General features: G+C 57.6%; 16 protein-coding genes. 10 read left to right on the forward strand and 6 right to left on the reverse strand.

The features are described 5' to 3' along the window. Positions 1–343: 343 nt before the first annotated feature. Positions 344–703, reverse strand: a complete 360-nt coding sequence (locus ACR0LZ_RS05830) for a winged helix-turn-helix transcriptional regulator (RefSeq protein ID WP_480748838.1) — start codon at positions 701–703, stop codon at positions 344–346. Between the two features lie 224 nt (positions 704–927). Here ACR0LZ_RS05830 and ACR0LZ_RS05835 point away from each other — a divergent pair, with 224 nt between their 5' ends. Continuing rightward, positions 928–1,704 (forward strand): SDR family NAD(P)-dependent oxidoreductase, encoded by a 777-nt coding sequence (locus ACR0LZ_RS05835; RefSeq protein ID WP_480748839.1) that lies wholly within the window; start codon positions 928–930, stop codon positions 1,702–1,704. Between the two features lie 153 nt (positions 1,705–1,857). Here ACR0LZ_RS05835 and ACR0LZ_RS05840 read toward each other — a convergent pair whose 3' ends face one another. Then, the gene (locus ACR0LZ_RS05840) at positions 1,858–2,280 is read right to left on the reverse strand and encodes a winged helix-turn-helix transcriptional regulator (protein ID WP_480748840.1); all 423 of its coding nucleotides are present in this window, start codon (positions 2,278–2,280) and stop codon (positions 1,858–1,860) included. 83 nt (positions 2,281–2,363) lie between these two features. Between ACR0LZ_RS05840 and ACR0LZ_RS05845 the strand changes: the two genes are divergently transcribed. The 4 genes from ACR0LZ_RS05845 to ACR0LZ_RS05860 all read left to right on the forward strand — a co-directional run bounded on the left by ACR0LZ_RS05845 (position 2,364) and on the right by ACR0LZ_RS05860 (position 5,351). Continuing rightward, positions 2,364–2,801, forward strand: coding sequence for a hypothetical protein (locus tag ACR0LZ_RS05845; protein WP_480748841.1), 438 nt, complete (start codon positions 2,364–2,366; stop codon positions 2,799–2,801). A 71-nt stretch (positions 2,802–2,872) separates the two neighbouring features. Then, positions 2,873–4,018 carry a glutathione S-transferase N-terminal domain-containing protein gene (locus tag ACR0LZ_RS05850; protein ID WP_480748842.1) on the forward strand — a complete coding sequence of 382 codons (1,146 nt, stop codon included), beginning with the start codon at positions 2,873–2,875 and terminating at the stop codon, positions 4,016–4,018. 65 nt (positions 4,019–4,083) lie between these two features. After that, positions 4,084–4,863, forward strand: coding sequence for a methyltransferase domain-containing protein (locus tag ACR0LZ_RS05855; protein WP_480748843.1), 780 nt, complete (start codon positions 4,084–4,086; stop codon positions 4,861–4,863). After that, the gene (locus ACR0LZ_RS05860) at positions 4,860–5,351 is read left to right on the forward strand and encodes an NAD(P)-dependent oxidoreductase (protein WP_480748844.1); all 492 of its coding nucleotides are present in this window, start codon (positions 4,860–4,862) and stop codon (positions 5,349–5,351) included. The genes ACR0LZ_RS05855 and ACR0LZ_RS05860 overlap by 4 nt, the downstream gene beginning before the upstream one ends. Positions 5,352–5,476: 125 nt before the next feature. Here the strand turns inward: ACR0LZ_RS05860 and ACR0LZ_RS05865 are convergent, their stop codons facing one another. After that, entirely contained in the window at positions 5,477–5,950 is a 474-nt protein-coding gene (locus ACR0LZ_RS05865) for a DUF2267 domain-containing protein (protein ID WP_480748845.1), read from the reverse strand. Between the two features lie 69 nt (positions 5,951–6,019). On the opposite strand from ACR0LZ_RS05865, the gene ACR0LZ_RS05870 reads away from it, so the two are divergent. The 3 genes from ACR0LZ_RS05870 (at position 6,020) to ACR0LZ_RS05880 (ending at position 8,601) form a co-directional block, all read left to right on the forward strand. Then, on the forward strand, positions 6,020–6,178 hold the full coding sequence (locus ACR0LZ_RS05870; protein WP_480748846.1) for a hypothetical protein: 159 nt from the start codon (positions 6,020–6,022) through the stop codon (positions 6,176–6,178). Positions 6,179–7,028: 850 nt separating this feature from the next. After that, the gene (locus ACR0LZ_RS05875) at positions 7,029–7,412 is read left to right on the forward strand and encodes a hypothetical protein (RefSeq protein ID WP_480748847.1); all 384 of its coding nucleotides are present in this window, start codon (positions 7,029–7,031) and stop codon (positions 7,410–7,412) included. Then, a complete protein-coding gene (locus tag ACR0LZ_RS05880) occupies positions 7,405–8,601 on the forward strand; it encodes an HlyD family secretion protein (protein WP_480748848.1) in 1,197 nt (398 codons plus the stop codon). Before ACR0LZ_RS05875 ends, ACR0LZ_RS05880 begins: the two co-directional genes overlap by 8 nt. Before the next feature lie 98 nt (positions 8,602–8,699). Here the strand turns inward: ACR0LZ_RS05880 and glpK are convergent, their stop codons facing one another. The 3 genes from glpK to panB form a co-directional block, all read right to left on the reverse strand. Further along, positions 8,700–10,178 (reverse strand): glycerol kinase GlpK, encoded by a 1,479-nt coding sequence (glpK, locus tag ACR0LZ_RS05885; protein ID WP_480748849.1) that lies wholly within the window; start codon positions 10,176–10,178, stop codon positions 8,700–8,702. Positions 10,179–10,247: 69 nt separating this feature from the next. Further along, the gene (gene panC / locus ACR0LZ_RS05890; protein ID WP_480748850.1) at positions 10,248–11,099 is read right to left on the reverse strand and encodes a pantoate--beta-alanine ligase; all 852 of its coding nucleotides are present in this window, start codon (positions 11,097–11,099) and stop codon (positions 10,248–10,250) included. Beyond that, complete coding sequence (panB, locus tag ACR0LZ_RS05895) at positions 11,096–11,935, reverse strand: 3-methyl-2-oxobutanoate hydroxymethyltransferase (RefSeq protein WP_480748851.1); 840 nt, start codon at positions 11,933–11,935, stop codon at positions 11,096–11,098. The genes panC and panB overlap by 4 nt, the downstream gene beginning before the upstream one ends. A gap of 169 nt (positions 11,936–12,104) precedes the next feature. Here panB and ACR0LZ_RS05900 point away from each other — a divergent pair, with 169 nt between their 5' ends. Both ACR0LZ_RS05900 and ACR0LZ_RS05905 read left to right on the forward strand, forming a co-directional pair. Further along, positions 12,105–13,592, forward strand: a complete 1,488-nt coding sequence (locus ACR0LZ_RS05900) for an ABC transporter substrate-binding protein (protein ID WP_480748852.1) — start codon at positions 12,105–12,107, stop codon at positions 13,590–13,592. 69 nt (positions 13,593–13,661) lie between these two features. Beyond that, entirely contained in the window at positions 13,662–14,744 is a 1,083-nt protein-coding gene (locus tag ACR0LZ_RS05905) for a ligand-gated ion channel (RefSeq protein WP_480748853.1), read from the forward strand. The last annotated feature ends 25 nt before the right edge of the window (positions 14,745–14,769 follow it).

Genomic DNA, 14,769 nt, shown 5'->3' on the forward strand with positions numbered 1-14,769 from the left:
CTCTTCATCTCCATCCTTGGATCAATTCGTGTCGATCGGAGATGTGCCTAGCGCCTTGACACTAGCGTCAAGGTCAAGCGCTTTTCATAGCGTTGGTTGGGAGCCTATGGAGGTTCGGGCATATGTGCATTTCGGGTCCCGGCCGGACTCTGTTGAAAAACTCGGTTATCGGGCAAATTCGGGTCAAAATGCCCCTACAGGCCCGTTGGGAGCTTTCGGCTGAGGGGTTCGGCCAACTCCGACACTGACCGCTTGGGGATGCGCTCAACCGGTTCGGGACGAGGCATTGTCGATCCGTCAAGTCGGTGGCAGGCCATCGCGGAGCTGCACCTTTTGGCTGTCCTCAAGTCTTGCATTCCAGAAGCCACCAATCGTGCATGGCGTGAAACATCTTGGTCAGAGCCATCGCCTTTTCGGTGGCCGTATACTCGACCCGCGGTGGCACTTCCGGAAACACCTTTCGGGTGACCAGCCCATCGTCCTCCAGCGCCCGAAGTTGCCCGGTCAGCATGGTCTGCGTTATCCCGTCCACGTCCCGCCTGAGCTCGCCGAAGCGCTTCGTGCCCTGGAAGATCAGCACCTGAAGTATGATCAGTTTCCATTTGCCACCGATCAGGCGAGCGATTTCGGGCATGGGGCAGCGCTCGGCAAAGGCATCGCCCGACGGCCGTGGTTCGTCCCTGTTGCTTATGGTGACATTCATGGCGGCCTCCACAGTACTGATTTGCTACCAACTACCATTTTATGAGTATCCTCACAAATCAAACCTTTTGTATGGAATTTTACCGGGTTGCCCCATCGCGCGGCCGAGAAATTGCCACCAATAGTAGCAATTATCTGACTAAGTATGAAAAAAATGCCGTCTTTTCAATTTGTTGTAATACCCCATATTGCTGGCACGCAAACAGAAACAGGGAAGAACAAACCATGCTTTTGGAAGGGAAAACCGCAATCGTTCTCGGTGTGAACGGGCATATAGGACGTCATGTAGCGGAGCGTTTTTTGCGGGAAGGAGCGATCGTGTTCGGTGCCGGTCGGAACGGTGCCAATGCACCTATCGCTGAAAAGCTTGCCGATTACCGAGATATTGACGCCATCGACACTTCGGCGGTGTCCGACTTTGTGGACGCAGTCTGGGACAGGCAAGGCCGCATCGACGTTGTGGTGAACCTCGCAGGCGCACGACCCACGGACTATCATCACGGCAAACCGAGCGTCGAGGTATCCTCTGAGCAGTTCCTTCTGCCACTGTCCATCGACACCTGCGCTCAATTCAACTCGGCCAAAGCGGCCTATCCTCACATGGCCCGGCAGGGATTTGGTACGGTGATCTTCAACACCTCGACCCTGGCCAAGGTCGGAGCACCCTGGTCAGCGGCGGCTTCGGCCTCACATGCCGCGACCGAAGGGTTGATGCGCGTGCTGGCGCATGAATGGGGCCCGACGGGTATTCGGGTTCTCGGCGTACGGTCCGAGGCGATGCCGGAATCGCCGACCATTGACTACACATTCAAGACGATGGGCGGGCAGATCGGCCTCGATTACGCGGGCATGAAGGATTTTGTCGAGCAGAACAAGACCGCGCTCAAACGCCTGCCATCTGCCGAAGACACTGCCGGGGTCTTCGCCTTTGCCGCGTCCGACCTTGCTGCCTGCATGGCAGGCACCATGCTCAACCAATCGGCGGGGCATATCCTGGAATGACGGCGACTGGCGGAACTCACGGCAATCAGAGATCAGGGATTACCGCTGATCCGAAGTGCCGGGTATCCAGAAGGCAAACCGGTTCCTTTGCCTCGAACGGGTAGTCTTCAGGCCGGTTCAAAAGAGCCCACGATCGAAGCGACAGAAGGGTTTTCAGCTTTTTGACGGGTCTGAGCCAGAAGCGATAGCCTGAAGAAGCCTCGGGCGGTCCGCCTCGTAGGCTTGGGCAAATGAAGCCGGTGCCGTGGTGTCTGGGTCGTGCTTGGCCCCCCAGTAGGCCATCTCGACCAACACCGGCACAAGCGCCAGCCCGGCCGCCGTCGGCTCGTAACGGATCTGTCGGCTGTCGCCTTCGACACGCTGTGACGTAATCAGCCCTGCCTGGGTCAACTTGTCGAGCCGGTCGGCCAGAATATTGGTCGATATTTTTTCCTCAGATGCCTGGAACTCTCTGAATCCGTGTTTTCCCTGAAACAACAGGTCCCGCAGAATAAGTAGCGTCCAACGGTCACCGAAGATCTCAAGCCCGAAGTTGATCGGACAATGTGAACGTAACTCACGGGACGGTCTGACCATGTGAATCCCCAAAATTATCACTTGCATTATGCAAGTAATCTAAGTACCACTTGCATTATGCAACCTATTTTGGAGAGCCCGCAATGGCAAGAAAATTCTGGTTCGCCTTTGCTGCCTACGTCGCGCCGACCTTCCCCCTTGGCTATCTGTGGCACTTGTCTTTCTTTCAGCACCGCTATGACGCGCTCGGCTTGTATCGAGAGGAGGTGATCATCCCTCTTGGCCTCGCTGCGATGGTCGCGCAGGGGCTGGTGTTTGCTTATACCTACCCCCGGCTCTTCAGCACCGCGGCCACGGATTGGCTGGTTAGTGCGTTGAAGTTCTTCCTTATTTTTGGCCTGCTTTCCTGGTCGTTTCAGGTTCTACCGGTCGCAGCCAAATACAACATGGTATCGGCAATCTCATTCATCACACTCGAGACAGTGTTTACGTTTCTACACTTTGCGGTAACGGCGCCGCTCATTGCCCTGGCGTGGCGGCAAAGCTCACCCTTGGCCGCATCCAAGGCAGTTTCTCTTTGATGAGTCCTGCGAGCTGAGTGGCAATGACCGAACTCGGCGGCCCGGAACACAACCTGAATCAGGAAACAGAAATGACATTGACCATCCACACAATCAGCGGCGCACCACGGCCCTGGCGGGTGCTTGTGGCTCTTGCGCTAAAAGGCATCCCTTGGGAACAGCACGTGCTGCGTGCCTCAGCCGGAGAGCACAAATCCGAGCCTTTCCTGTCGCTCAATCCCCGCGGCACCGTCCCGGTGTTGGAAGCGGACGGCATCGTCATCCGCGATTCGATAGCCGCACTTGCGTGGCTGGATCGACGTTTTCCCGAACCTCCACTCTTTGGCGCGACACAGGACGAGGCCGCGCGAATCTGGCAGATCACCATGGAAGCCTGCGATTATGTGCGGGAGGCCAACCGCGCCGTACTGGTGCCGGTCCTGCTGCAGCGCCTCGACCCGGAACCGGGCAGCGAAGAAGAAAAGGCGCTGATCGGGGCCAGCGAGAAGCTGCATTCGGAATGTCGCTGGCTTGAGAGCCTGCTCGCGGAAGGCCCCTATTTGGCGGGAGATGTACCGAGTGCGGCAGACGCTGTCGTGTTCCCGGAAATCCGCCTTATCCAACGGGCGGTCGAAAACCACCACAAGGTAATGGACCGGCTCGGTTTCGGCTATCCGCCAGACCTCTATCCAAGGGTGTCCGATTGGAAAGCCCGGATGAGCGAGCTTCCCGGTATAGAGGAGACGTTGCCACCACATTGGAATGAAAAGGAGGCAGTACCGTCCATGCGAAACTATAAAAAGTCACTCACGGTCGCGGCCACGCCGGAACAAGCCTTCGAAGCACTGACAATGGGGTTCGAACACTGGTGGACCACACCTGATCAGCCGATCCGAAATGAGGGCGATCGGGCCAGATTCACCTTTCCGCCGGGCCGGTCGTACTGGACTTTCGAAGCCAGGCGGCTTGTTCCCGGCAAACTGGTCGAGTTGGAATGCGTCGAGGCGCTGCACCTGCATGAAGGCAAGCCCAGGGAGATCGAGACAGAATGGCTCGGCACGCGGACGATCTGGACAATTTCGCCCGAAGAAAACGGCGCTAGAATCCGCTTCGAACATGTCGGACTTGCCCCCAACTTGCATTGCTACGAGGTTTGCGAAGCAGGATGGGACAGGTTCTTTGTCGATAGCCTGAAGGCCTATCTCGATACCGGCACGGGTATGCCGCACCGTGCATGAGATAGGTCGGTCGTAAGGGCAATGGAAAAGGCTGTTTGCCAGTGAACGTCGTCGATCAGATAACCATGCGGCTGCTTGAAGGGGCAGGAATCGGTCCAGGCATGCGCGTGCTTGATATCGGTTGCGGAACGGGCGCGGTGTCATTCATGGCGGCGGAACGCGTCGGATCGCACGGTCAGGTGATCGGTCTTGATCGGGACGCCGGCGCATTGCAATTGGCGCGCGCCAGACAAATCGAACTGGGATTGCTCAATATTTCCTTCCGTGAGGGAGGCTTTGACGCGGCAGGAGTCGGGAACGAATCCTGCGACGCCACCATCGGGCGGCGTGTGCTGATGTATCAGTCAGATCCTGTGGCCGCGGTACGCAGCCTTGTTCGTGTCGTCAAGCCGGGCGGGCGGGTCTTGTTCCATGAACATGACCTGACCACGATCGAACAGGTCGGAGCGCCTTGGCCGCTGCATGATCGGGTCAGAGGCTGGTTGCGCGATATGCTGTCGGCAGAAGGTGCCGACATCCACATGGGCCACCATTTGCACTCCGTTCTATCGAAAGCAGGACTGGAGGTAGAAGAATTCCGTGCCGAAGCGAACCTTCTGACACCCTCGTCCCGCTACCCGATTGCTTCGATCGTCCGCGCGGCGCTTCCGCGCCTTGAACGGTTCTCGATTGCATCGAAGGCCGACATCGATATCGATACGCTCGATCAACGGCTGATTGACGAGCGCCGGTGCGCCCAAGCGATCTGCGTATGGGAGATTGTATTCTGCGCCACGGCACGGAAGCCTGCCAGGGACGGGTCGGCGCGGCAGCTGCGCTCCCTGGAAAAGAGGAAGCGCAGATGAGACTCTTCTTGCTCGGCGCAAACGGCCGAACCGGCCGCGAGCTCATCCGCCTAGCTCTGGAAGGGGGCAACAGCGTCACGGCGCTGGTGCGGTCCAGGGACAGGCTTTCCGATATCCACCATCGGAATCTGACGATCCACGCGGGCAGCGCTTGCGATACCGAAATATTGGCGGCGCGGGTTCTTCAGTGCGCCGTGCCGCGCTCCATCGAGGCGGCACGGCGCATGGAACAGATCATCTGTGCTGCTACAGTCGACTGGACAATCGTGCGCACCGGCTTCCTCAAGAACGGGATTGACGGAACTTGCCGGACCGAGGTGGGCTCTCTTCCCGCGGAGGCCAGGGCAGTTTCACGCACTGCGCTTGCGCGATTTCTCCTCTCGGAGATAAGGCAGCCCTGTCAAGTTCGGAAAGTCGTCGGTCTGTGCGGCCTAGTGTCAATGCGTTACGAGCTGAGTATTCTCACATGGCTGCCAATGGAGCTTTAAGCAAATGTGCCATGCTCGGCGGCGCTCGCCCGCGAATACATGGATACATTGCGCCGACAGGTGGTTTTCCACGTTCTCTGAGTGCAATCCGTATTCCTAAAGTTACCAAACATCGCCGAGTTTCGTTAGATGATCCTCTGTTCGAGTTCAGAAGGATCTTCAACCTCAACGTGCCAGTAAGCACGCGCTTGAGGAGAAAGCTTGTCGAGTATCCGCTGAAAGTCCCTCGCATTTACGTGCCGCCGCAATGCCCAAGCCACCGCTTCGATGGCATTGTCAGGTGTGAGGTTGTGATGTTTTCGGACGGCTTTGACTTCATCGATGAGAGAAGCACGGTCACCGAACGGAAGCGGTTCTTCCGAGATGTCCCAATCCTTCACGAAAATCGCACGGGGCACACACGGGAGCACACTGGCGAAATCTAGCCCCTCCTGAGCAGTTAAACGCCGCCGAAACACCTGGAATACCGCATCAAGCGCTGTGTAGGCGTTGTTGTCAGACACCAGGCACATTCTTTCTTTGGCATCGTCAAGCAAAGCACGCCATTCCTTCGTGGCGTGCCGGTATGTCCATGGCATCGGCATTTTTTTCCAAGGCAAAAAGAACCGCCTTGGACTGTAGCTTGGCAACGTGGAAACGGGCAAGTGAGCAAGTGAGCAAGGCGAAGAATGCAGTCGCTCATCCATCCCAAAAACAAGATCGGGCCAAGCGATATGTTGCGACGCGCCGAAATGTGGCATCTGGTGCCTTTGGCTGGCGTCCAGTTTACCCGCTCCTCGATGGTCGACACGGCTCGCAGCGAAGCGTCGCTTGATTTTCGCGCGTAGAGTGGCCGACAATGACCGAACTGATGACACATGCAGCTTCACGGCCCCCGCCATGCCGCGTCTGCGTGAAGTTTCTGCTCATGCTGTAGCGGCAACTGCACCAGTCCGCTTTTCCCGCGACCCAATAATTGCCCCGGCGAAAATGCTGCGCGCTCGATAAAGATCCGGATCAACGGGCTGCGCCACGGCAACGACAAGTGGAGACGTACGGCGGGAAAGGGTCGGCCTCGCCTTACGCAATGACAGCTATTGTGCGCATAGCGTCCGTTCGGACCCTACGCAGCATGAGGTAGTTTGGGCTGATATTGTTGAAAAACTCGAAAATTTCACGTTCTCGATTTTCGCAAGACGCCAGAGCATCAGAAAAGTCGCCGCTGTTTGCGCCCAGCTGGTCATGAGCGCCTCATACATCGCCGCACCCGTGTTTTGGCCGACCCCTTAGCCAAATTTTCGGGCTGGCATTCTATGGCCTGCTTTTTCGCTGACTTTTGGCAAAATCTGACTTTTTCAACAGTATGGGTTCACTACCGGCATTCGCCGCCTGATCACGAGTGACTGGTTCGGGGAACACCGCCGTTCGCCGCGCAGCGCACGAACGGGTACGACGCGGGACAAAGTGTGCGTTCTCTGCAATCACACCAATGGCTGCTGGATGCGGTTACCTGCAGGTCGCCCAACTCCAACAAACTCTGGGGCGTGTTTTTGCATAGTGCTGGATTTCTCGACGCTTGTGTCGTCAATAACAGCTTGCCGTTAAGTCGTTAAGCTGTTGACCCAAGTTAAATCGCTTGATTAAACAATCGAACCCAATTTGCAGTTGCAAGTTCAAGTCTATAGAGAGTTCAGAAACATGGCAGATAATGCGCACGGGGGCCACGCGGACCCACATTGGTTTGTGTCTCCAGGCGACGGCGATTATCTGGCAATCGTTGTTCTCGTTATTGTCGTTGGCGGGCTCTACGGTATCGTATACCTCTATGCCGCGTTCGACCGCTGGGCGGAACATAAGGCCCAAGGGACACCGCTTGCGAAGACCATTCCAACCTTGTTGGCGATAGCACTGATTTACGAAATCTTTCCTGTAGATCATTTTCACCCGCTGCTGCCCTTAAGCGCCATTCTCATTGCCCTTATGGCTGATTGGTCTCGTTTTCATCTGAATTTCAAAGCTGATGCCGGTCCATCTGCTCCACCTACCACACCGCTTGAGGAGGGGGAGAACGACGATGTTTGAGCTTATGTTCACGTCCTTTCCTGCAGTGATCCGCTATTTTCAATTGCGGCGTCGCGGTGAAGCAATAACCGTTTGGAATATGAAAACGGCCGTGTTTTTGTGGGCAATCATGGCCTTCGCTGTTTTCACGATTGTCTTTTACTATCACCCAAAAACTTACGCGGGCGTGGTGCCCTTCCGTACCGTGTCTGTCGTTGCGCAAACCACTGGCCCAGTGACTGAGGTTGCTGTCGTCAACGGCCAGCGGGTTGAGCCGGGTGACCTGCTGTTTCGCATCGAAGATAGTGCCCAACGCGCAGCTTTGGCGGAGGCAGAGGCGCAACTAGCTGTGATTGACGCCGAAGAGATTAAGGCAGAGGACAATAAAAAGGTCGCACAAGCGGGCGTGGCCGAAATCGAGGCCCGTATTGTTAGCCTGGAAAACGATCTGGGCGATGCTCAAGCCTTGGTCAATCGCGGGGTAGGAACGACGAATACTGTCATCGAAGCGACCGCTGCCTTGGAAGCTGCCGAAGCCGACCTGCAGGCAGCAAAATCGCAACTCGACCTCGCTTTGGTCGAAATTGAACAAAGCCTCCCGGCAGAACGCCAGGCGATTAAGACTACAATTGAGCAGGCAAATACCGCACTCGCATTTACCGAAGTCAGAAGTCTGGTTCGAGGAACCGTCACACAGCTTGCTCTGAGCGTTGGCAGCCCCGCGACGACACTGGTTGTTCGCCCGTCGATGATTATCATTCCTGACCGTCAGGAAGATTTACCGGTCCGTGTCGTGGCCGGATTCTCTCAGGTAGCCAACTCCACGATTTACGACGGAATGCCGGTAGAGATTGCATGCGAAACCAACGCCAATATTGCATTCCGAAACGCAATTTTCCCGGCTCATATCGTTTCTGTGCAACCAGCAGTCGCGACTGGTCAGGTAGTGCCAAGCGGAGACTTGCTTGAGCTGAACAAAGCAGCATATCGTGGCAGCGTTCAGGCCTTTATTGAATTGGTGCACAAAGAACACGAAGCCATGTTGCTCGACGGATCAGGCTGCATCGTTCAAGGATACACAAATAACATCGACGGAACTTTTGGGCATATCGTTGCTGCGACCGGCGTGGTCAAAGCTGCCGGGTTGCGCATTAAGGTGCTTGGGTCAATTTTGATGGGAATTGGTTTGGCCGGTGGTGGTGGGCATTAGATCTATTTTTTGCAAGTTCGAGTTTGTGGTTTGCGGACATTCACCATGAAAGCCACAAAGGTCATTTCGGACTCAAACTGGATGTCCGATCCGTACGCCTAAAACATCATCGCCGCATGAACCGCCTTCTGCCAGCGGGCATAGGCTGAATCTCGGTCGCTTTGGGCCATTTCCGGTTCGAACCGGCGATCCAGCGCCCAGGTGGCAGCAAAGCCCTCCTGATCGGGGTAAACACCTGCCTGCATCCCCGCCAGCCACGCGGCGCCCAGCGCGGTGGTTTCCTGCATGACCGGCCGGTCGACGGGCGCGCCCAGAAGGTCGGCCAGCCCCTGCATCGCCCAGTCCGAGGCGCTCATGCCGCCGTCGACGCGCAGGATCACATCCGTTTCGGCACCCCAGTCGCCCTGCATCGCCTGCCACAGGTCTCGGGTCTGATAGGCGATGCTTTCCAGCGTGGCACGGGCAATCTCGGCCCTGCCGGAATTGCGGGTCAGGCCAAACATCGCCCCCCGGCAGTCGGGATTCCAATAGGGCGCGCCGAGACCGGTGAAGGCCGGCACAAGCACGACTTTTTGCGTCTGATCGGCCCGTGCTGCCAGCTCGCCGCTTTGCGCGGCATTGTCGATGATTTTTAGCGCGTCGCGCAGCCATTGCACCGCTGCGCCGGCGATAAAGATCGACCCTTCAAGCGCATAGGTTCGCTTTCCGCCCAACTGATACGCGATGGTTGTCAGCAGACGGTTGTTTGACAATACCGGCTCGGCCCCGGTGTTGAGCAGGGCGAAACAGCCGGTGCCATAGGTGGATTTCATCATTCCCGGCGCAAAACAGGCCTGCCCGATGGTGGCCGCCTGTTGATCGCCGGCAACGCCGAGGATCGGTATTTTACCGCCCAATAGTGTCGTGTGCCCGAAATCGGACGCACAGTCGCGAACTTGCGGGAGCATGGCCGTGGGGACGTCGAGCAGATCGCAGATTTCTGTGCTCCACATCCCCTTGTGGATGTCGAACAGCAGGGTGCGGGCGGCGTTGGTGGCGTCGGTGGCGTGCATCCGGCCTTCGGTCAGCCGCCAGACCAGGAAGCTGTCGATGGTGCCAAACAGAAGTTCACCCTTCTCGGCGCGTTGACGTGCGCAGGGGATCGAGTCGAGAATCCATTTCACCTTGGTGCCGGAAAAATAGGGATCAAGCAGCAGACCGGTCTGGTGAATGATGTCGTCTTCGCATCCAGCCTGACGGTAACGGTCACAGATCGCCGCTGTTCGCCGGTCCTGCCAGACGATAGCCCTGTGGATGGGCTTGCCTGTTGCCTTTTCCCAGACCACGGTGGTTTCGCGTTGGTTGGTGATCCCGATACCCGCCACCTGCGCGGGGGTGATGCCGTGGGTGTCCATCACCTGACGGCAGGTTTTCAGAACGCTGTCCCAGATTTCGTCTGCATCATGTTCGACCCAGCCTTCCTGTGGAAAATGCTGGGCGAACTCGACCTGAGCGGTTGCCACGCGCTGCATGTCCTGGTCGAACAGAATGGCCCTTGTGGATGTGGTTCCCTGATCGATGGCCATGACATAGGTCATCGGCACCCTCCCCTTGTCACTTTTGGGAGGACACTAGACCGAAGCGGCGCATTTGCGCCAGACCCGAGTTCAGAGGGCGGGAACCTCGACATTGTCGATCAGGCGGATGCCGTCGGCCCACCCGGCGGCCAACAGGCGCGCGGATTCGGTGGGGCGGTCCAGCGGCGCCAAGGTATGGGCGCTGCGCAAGTCGAAATATTCGATTTGCGTAAACCCCGCGCTGTGCAGTTCAGCAATCGCCGCCTTGGCCAGTGGCGCGAAACTCTCTCCTCTTGTCAGGGCATCCGCGACCGATTGCATGACCGGGTTCAGCCGGGCGGCCACGATCAGCCCTTCGCCAGACAGGCGCAGGTTGCGTGACGACATGGCCAGACCGGAGGGTTCCCGAACGGTCGGGCATCCGATCACGTCGATAGGAATGTCCAGATCGCGCGCCATGCGACGGACGACCATCAGCTGTTGAAAATCCTTCTCGCCGAAATAGGCGCGGCTGGCCTGTGTCTGCAGGAAAAGCTTTGCCACCACCGTGGCAACCCCGTCGAAATGACCGGGGCGAAACTCGCCCTCCATCACGTCGGTCAGACCAGCGACGGACACGTTTGTCGAAAAGCCTTCGGGGTAGATTTCTGCAGGCGCCGGGACATAAATCACGTCGACGCCGAATGGGGCAAGTTTTTCGGCATCCTCGACCTCGGTCCGGGGATATTTCTCCAGATCTTCGGGGTTGTTGAACTGCTTGGGGTTCACAAAAATCGTCACGATCACCCGGTCGCATTCGGCGCGGGCAGCTTCGGCCAGCGACAGGTGTCCCTGATGCAATGCCCCCATGGTGGGCACCACCCCGATAGTTTCACCGGCACGGGTCCAGGCGGTTGTTTTGGCACGCAGATCGGCCAGGTGGCGCAGAATGGGTGCTGTCATTTCGACGAGCCTCTGTCGGGTGCGTGATCGGCAAACACATGTTCGGCCGCGGGGAAAGTGCGGGCGCGCACCTCGGCTGCGTATTCGGCAATCGCCGTCTCAGCCAAGGGGCCAAGCTCGGCGAAGCGTTTGACGAATTTCGGTTTGAAGGCGGTGAAGAACCCAAGCATATCGTCCACCACAAGGATCTGGCCGTCGCATCCCGTAGAGGCGCCGATGCCGATGGTCGGGATCGGCACTTCGGCAGTGATCCGGTCGGCCAGACCTTGAGGCACCTTTTCGAGCACGACCGAGAACGCACCGGCCTCGGCCACCGCGCAGGCATCGGCCAGCACCGCTTCGGCCTGCGCATCGCGGCCCTGCACCTTGTAGCCGCCCAGCGTATTGATCGATTGCGGGGTCAGGCCGATATGCGCCATAACCGGAATGCCGCGCTTGACCAGAAAGCGGATGGTTTCGGCCATCTCGACCCCGCCTTCGAGCTTGACCGCCCCTGCCCCGGTTTCGGCCATCAGACGCGCGGCGTTGCTAAATGCCTGCGCCGGTCCTTCCTCGTAGCTGGCAAACGGCATGTCGATGACCATCATCGCCTTGTCCAGCCCGCGCGCGACGGCCCGCCCGTGCAGGATCATCATCTCCATCGTGACGCCAAGGGTCGAGGTCAGGCCATGCAGCACCATGCCGACGCTGTCACCGACCAGAACAAAATCGCAATGGGCATCCATCAGCCGGGCCATCGGAGTGGTATAGGCGGTCAGACTGACCAGCGGTTCGCCACCTTTGCGGGAACGGATGTCCTCGGCGTTGGGGGCTTTCTTGCGGGCTGTGGCGCTCATAATGGGTCCTGCGGGATTGGTTCGCTGCAGCGCGGCATAGCAGATGGGGCGTTTCAAAGAAAGCGTTTTGCGCCAACATTCCCTTGATTGGTCCGAGGTTTGAGAGGAGATTGAAAGACAAATGACCATCTCTGCGAGTCCGGTCATTCGAAAAAAGGGGAGAGTTTTCATGGGACAACCGATGTTTCGCACCTTTGCCTCGGCGCTGGCGCTGGGGGCCGGCCTGTTTGCGACGCAGGGCTGGGCACAAACCGATATCACCATCGCGACACAGCTTGAGCCACCGCATCTGGACCCGACGAGTGCAGCAGCCCAGGCCATCGATACCGTGGTTTATACGAACGTGTTCGAAGGGCTGACCCGTTTCATGGGCGATGGATCGATTGTACCGGGGCTGGCAGAAGGCTGGGAGATTTCCGAGGACGGCACCGTCTATACCTTCAAGCTGCATGATGGCGTGACCTTCCATGACGGCAGCGCGATGGATGCCGAGGACGTCAAGTTCAGCCTCGACCGCGCCCGGGCCGAGGACAGCGCCAATGCACAAAAGGCGCTGTTTGCCGGAATCACCGAGGTCGAGGTCGTCGATCCCCTGACCGTGAAGGTGACGCTTGATGGCCCGAACGGCAATTTCCTATTCAACATGGCCTGGGGGGACGCGGTGATCGTTGCGCCCGAAAGCATCGAGAACATCAAGACCAATCCGGTAGGCACCGGCGCTTACAAGTTTGATGAATGGGTGCAGGGCGACCGGATCACTCTGGAACGCAACCCGGACTATTGGGGCCCGCAACCGGCGCTGGAAAGAGCGACGTTCAAATTCATCTCGGACCCGACCGCCGCCTTTGCGGCAATGATGGCCGAAGATGTGGACGTGTTCGAAAACTTTCCGGCGCCTGAGAACTTGCCGCAATTCGAGGCAGACCCACGGTTTCAGGTCCTGATCGGGTCCACCGAAGGTGAAACGATCCTGTCCACCAACAACAAGAAACCGCCCTTTGACGATGTCCGCGTTCGTCAGGCGATTGCACACGCTATTGACCGGCAGGCCATTATTGACGGGGCGATGTTCGGCTATGGCACGCCCATCGGCACGCACTTTGCGCCCCACAATCCGGCCTATGTCGATCTGACCGGAATTTCCGGCTATGACCCCGAAAAGGCAAAAGCCCTGTTGGCCGAAGCCGGGCTAGCCGACGGGTTCGAAACCACGCTGCACCTGCCGCCGCCATCCTATGCCCGTCGCGGGGGCGAGATTGTCGCCGCACAGTTGGCCGAAATCGGCATCAAGGCCGAGATCATCAATGTGGAATGGGCCCAGTGGCTGGAAAGCGTGTTCAAGGGCAAGGATTTCGGCCTGACGATCGTCAGCCATACTGAACCAATGGACATCGGCATTTATGCCCGTCCGGAGTACTATTTCCAGTACGACAACCCCGAGTTTCAGGCGCTGATGGAAACCCTGAACAAGACGACCGATCCGGATGAGCGCACGAAACTGCTGGGCGACGCGCAGCGGATGATCGCAGAAGATTACGTGAACGGTTATCTGTTCCAGTTTGCCAAAACAGGCGTAGCTAAGGCAGGTGTTCAAGGATTGTGGGTCAATTCGCCAACGGCCGCAGTTGATCTGACCGGAATATCCTGGGCCGAGTGATAACACAGATGCGTAGCCCCCGTTCTGCGGGGCTTCGCTTGTTCTACTCCGCGAACTGGTAACAAGAGCATGATGATATCGGGTGTCCTTCGGCCTTTTGTCCACTTGATGGTCTTGACCGCGCTCAGTTTGGTCAACCTCGCCCTTCCCGCCAACGCACAGGAGGAGCTGTCCGGGAATCTGGAGGTCATCACCACAACACCCGCTGCCCCCCTTGATGTCGGGGTCGGCATCAGGATCGATCAGATTGTCAACGTTGATCAGAAAGCGGAAAACTATGGTGCTGTCGCTGTCATAAGGGCTGAGTGGACAGATCCCGCACTCGCATTCGATCCAAACGAGATCGGGCGCGAAGTTCGGATATTAAAACCCAAGGCCCTAGCAGACTATGCATCGACCGTTGGCGCGATCATCCCGGTATTTGTAATCGAGAACCAGCAATCCAACCGCTGGATTCACCAATCCGCCGCGGCCATTCGTCCGGATGGAAGTGTGATCTATGTCGAGAAATCGTCACTAACGCTGCAGGCTCCGTACTTCGATTTCACCAAATACCCTTTCGACACGCAGCGTTTTCAGTTCGAGGTCAGTTCGGTTCTGCCCGCAAATTTCGTGACTTACCACCCCCTGAACGAATACTCCGGCCTCGGCGACCTGCTGGGTGAAGAAGAGTGGATTCTTGGAAACGCGCGCCTGACCAAAACCAATGTGCCGGGGATTTCAGGGAACGACAGCGATCAGATCACGCTGGTCTTCGAAGGAAGCAGGCACATTACCTATTACATCATACGGGTCTTCCTTCCGATGCTGGTGCTGATCACGGTCAGTTGGTCGGTCTTTTTCCTCGACGAATATCGCAAGCGGATCGAGATTTCTGGGGCAAACCTGCTGGTCTTTGTTGCATTCAACTGGGCCATATCGGCGGACCTGCCAAAGCTGGGCTATTTGACCTTTCTCGATTTCATCCTGCAGTGGATGTTCCTTGCCACGGGTGCGATCATCGTTTTCAACGTGGTCCTGAGTAAACTTAAACTGTCCGGGCGCGAGGACGCGGCCCGGAAGCTTGATAATTACGCCGTGAAATGGATCTATCCCATTGGCTATGCCGCCATTGTCGCCTATGCCGTCCTCAAGTTTCTGGTCACGCCTTAGATGCTGGACCCGAATGTAATCCCCG

This window comes from Ruegeria sp. CI1, assembly GCF_056536925.1.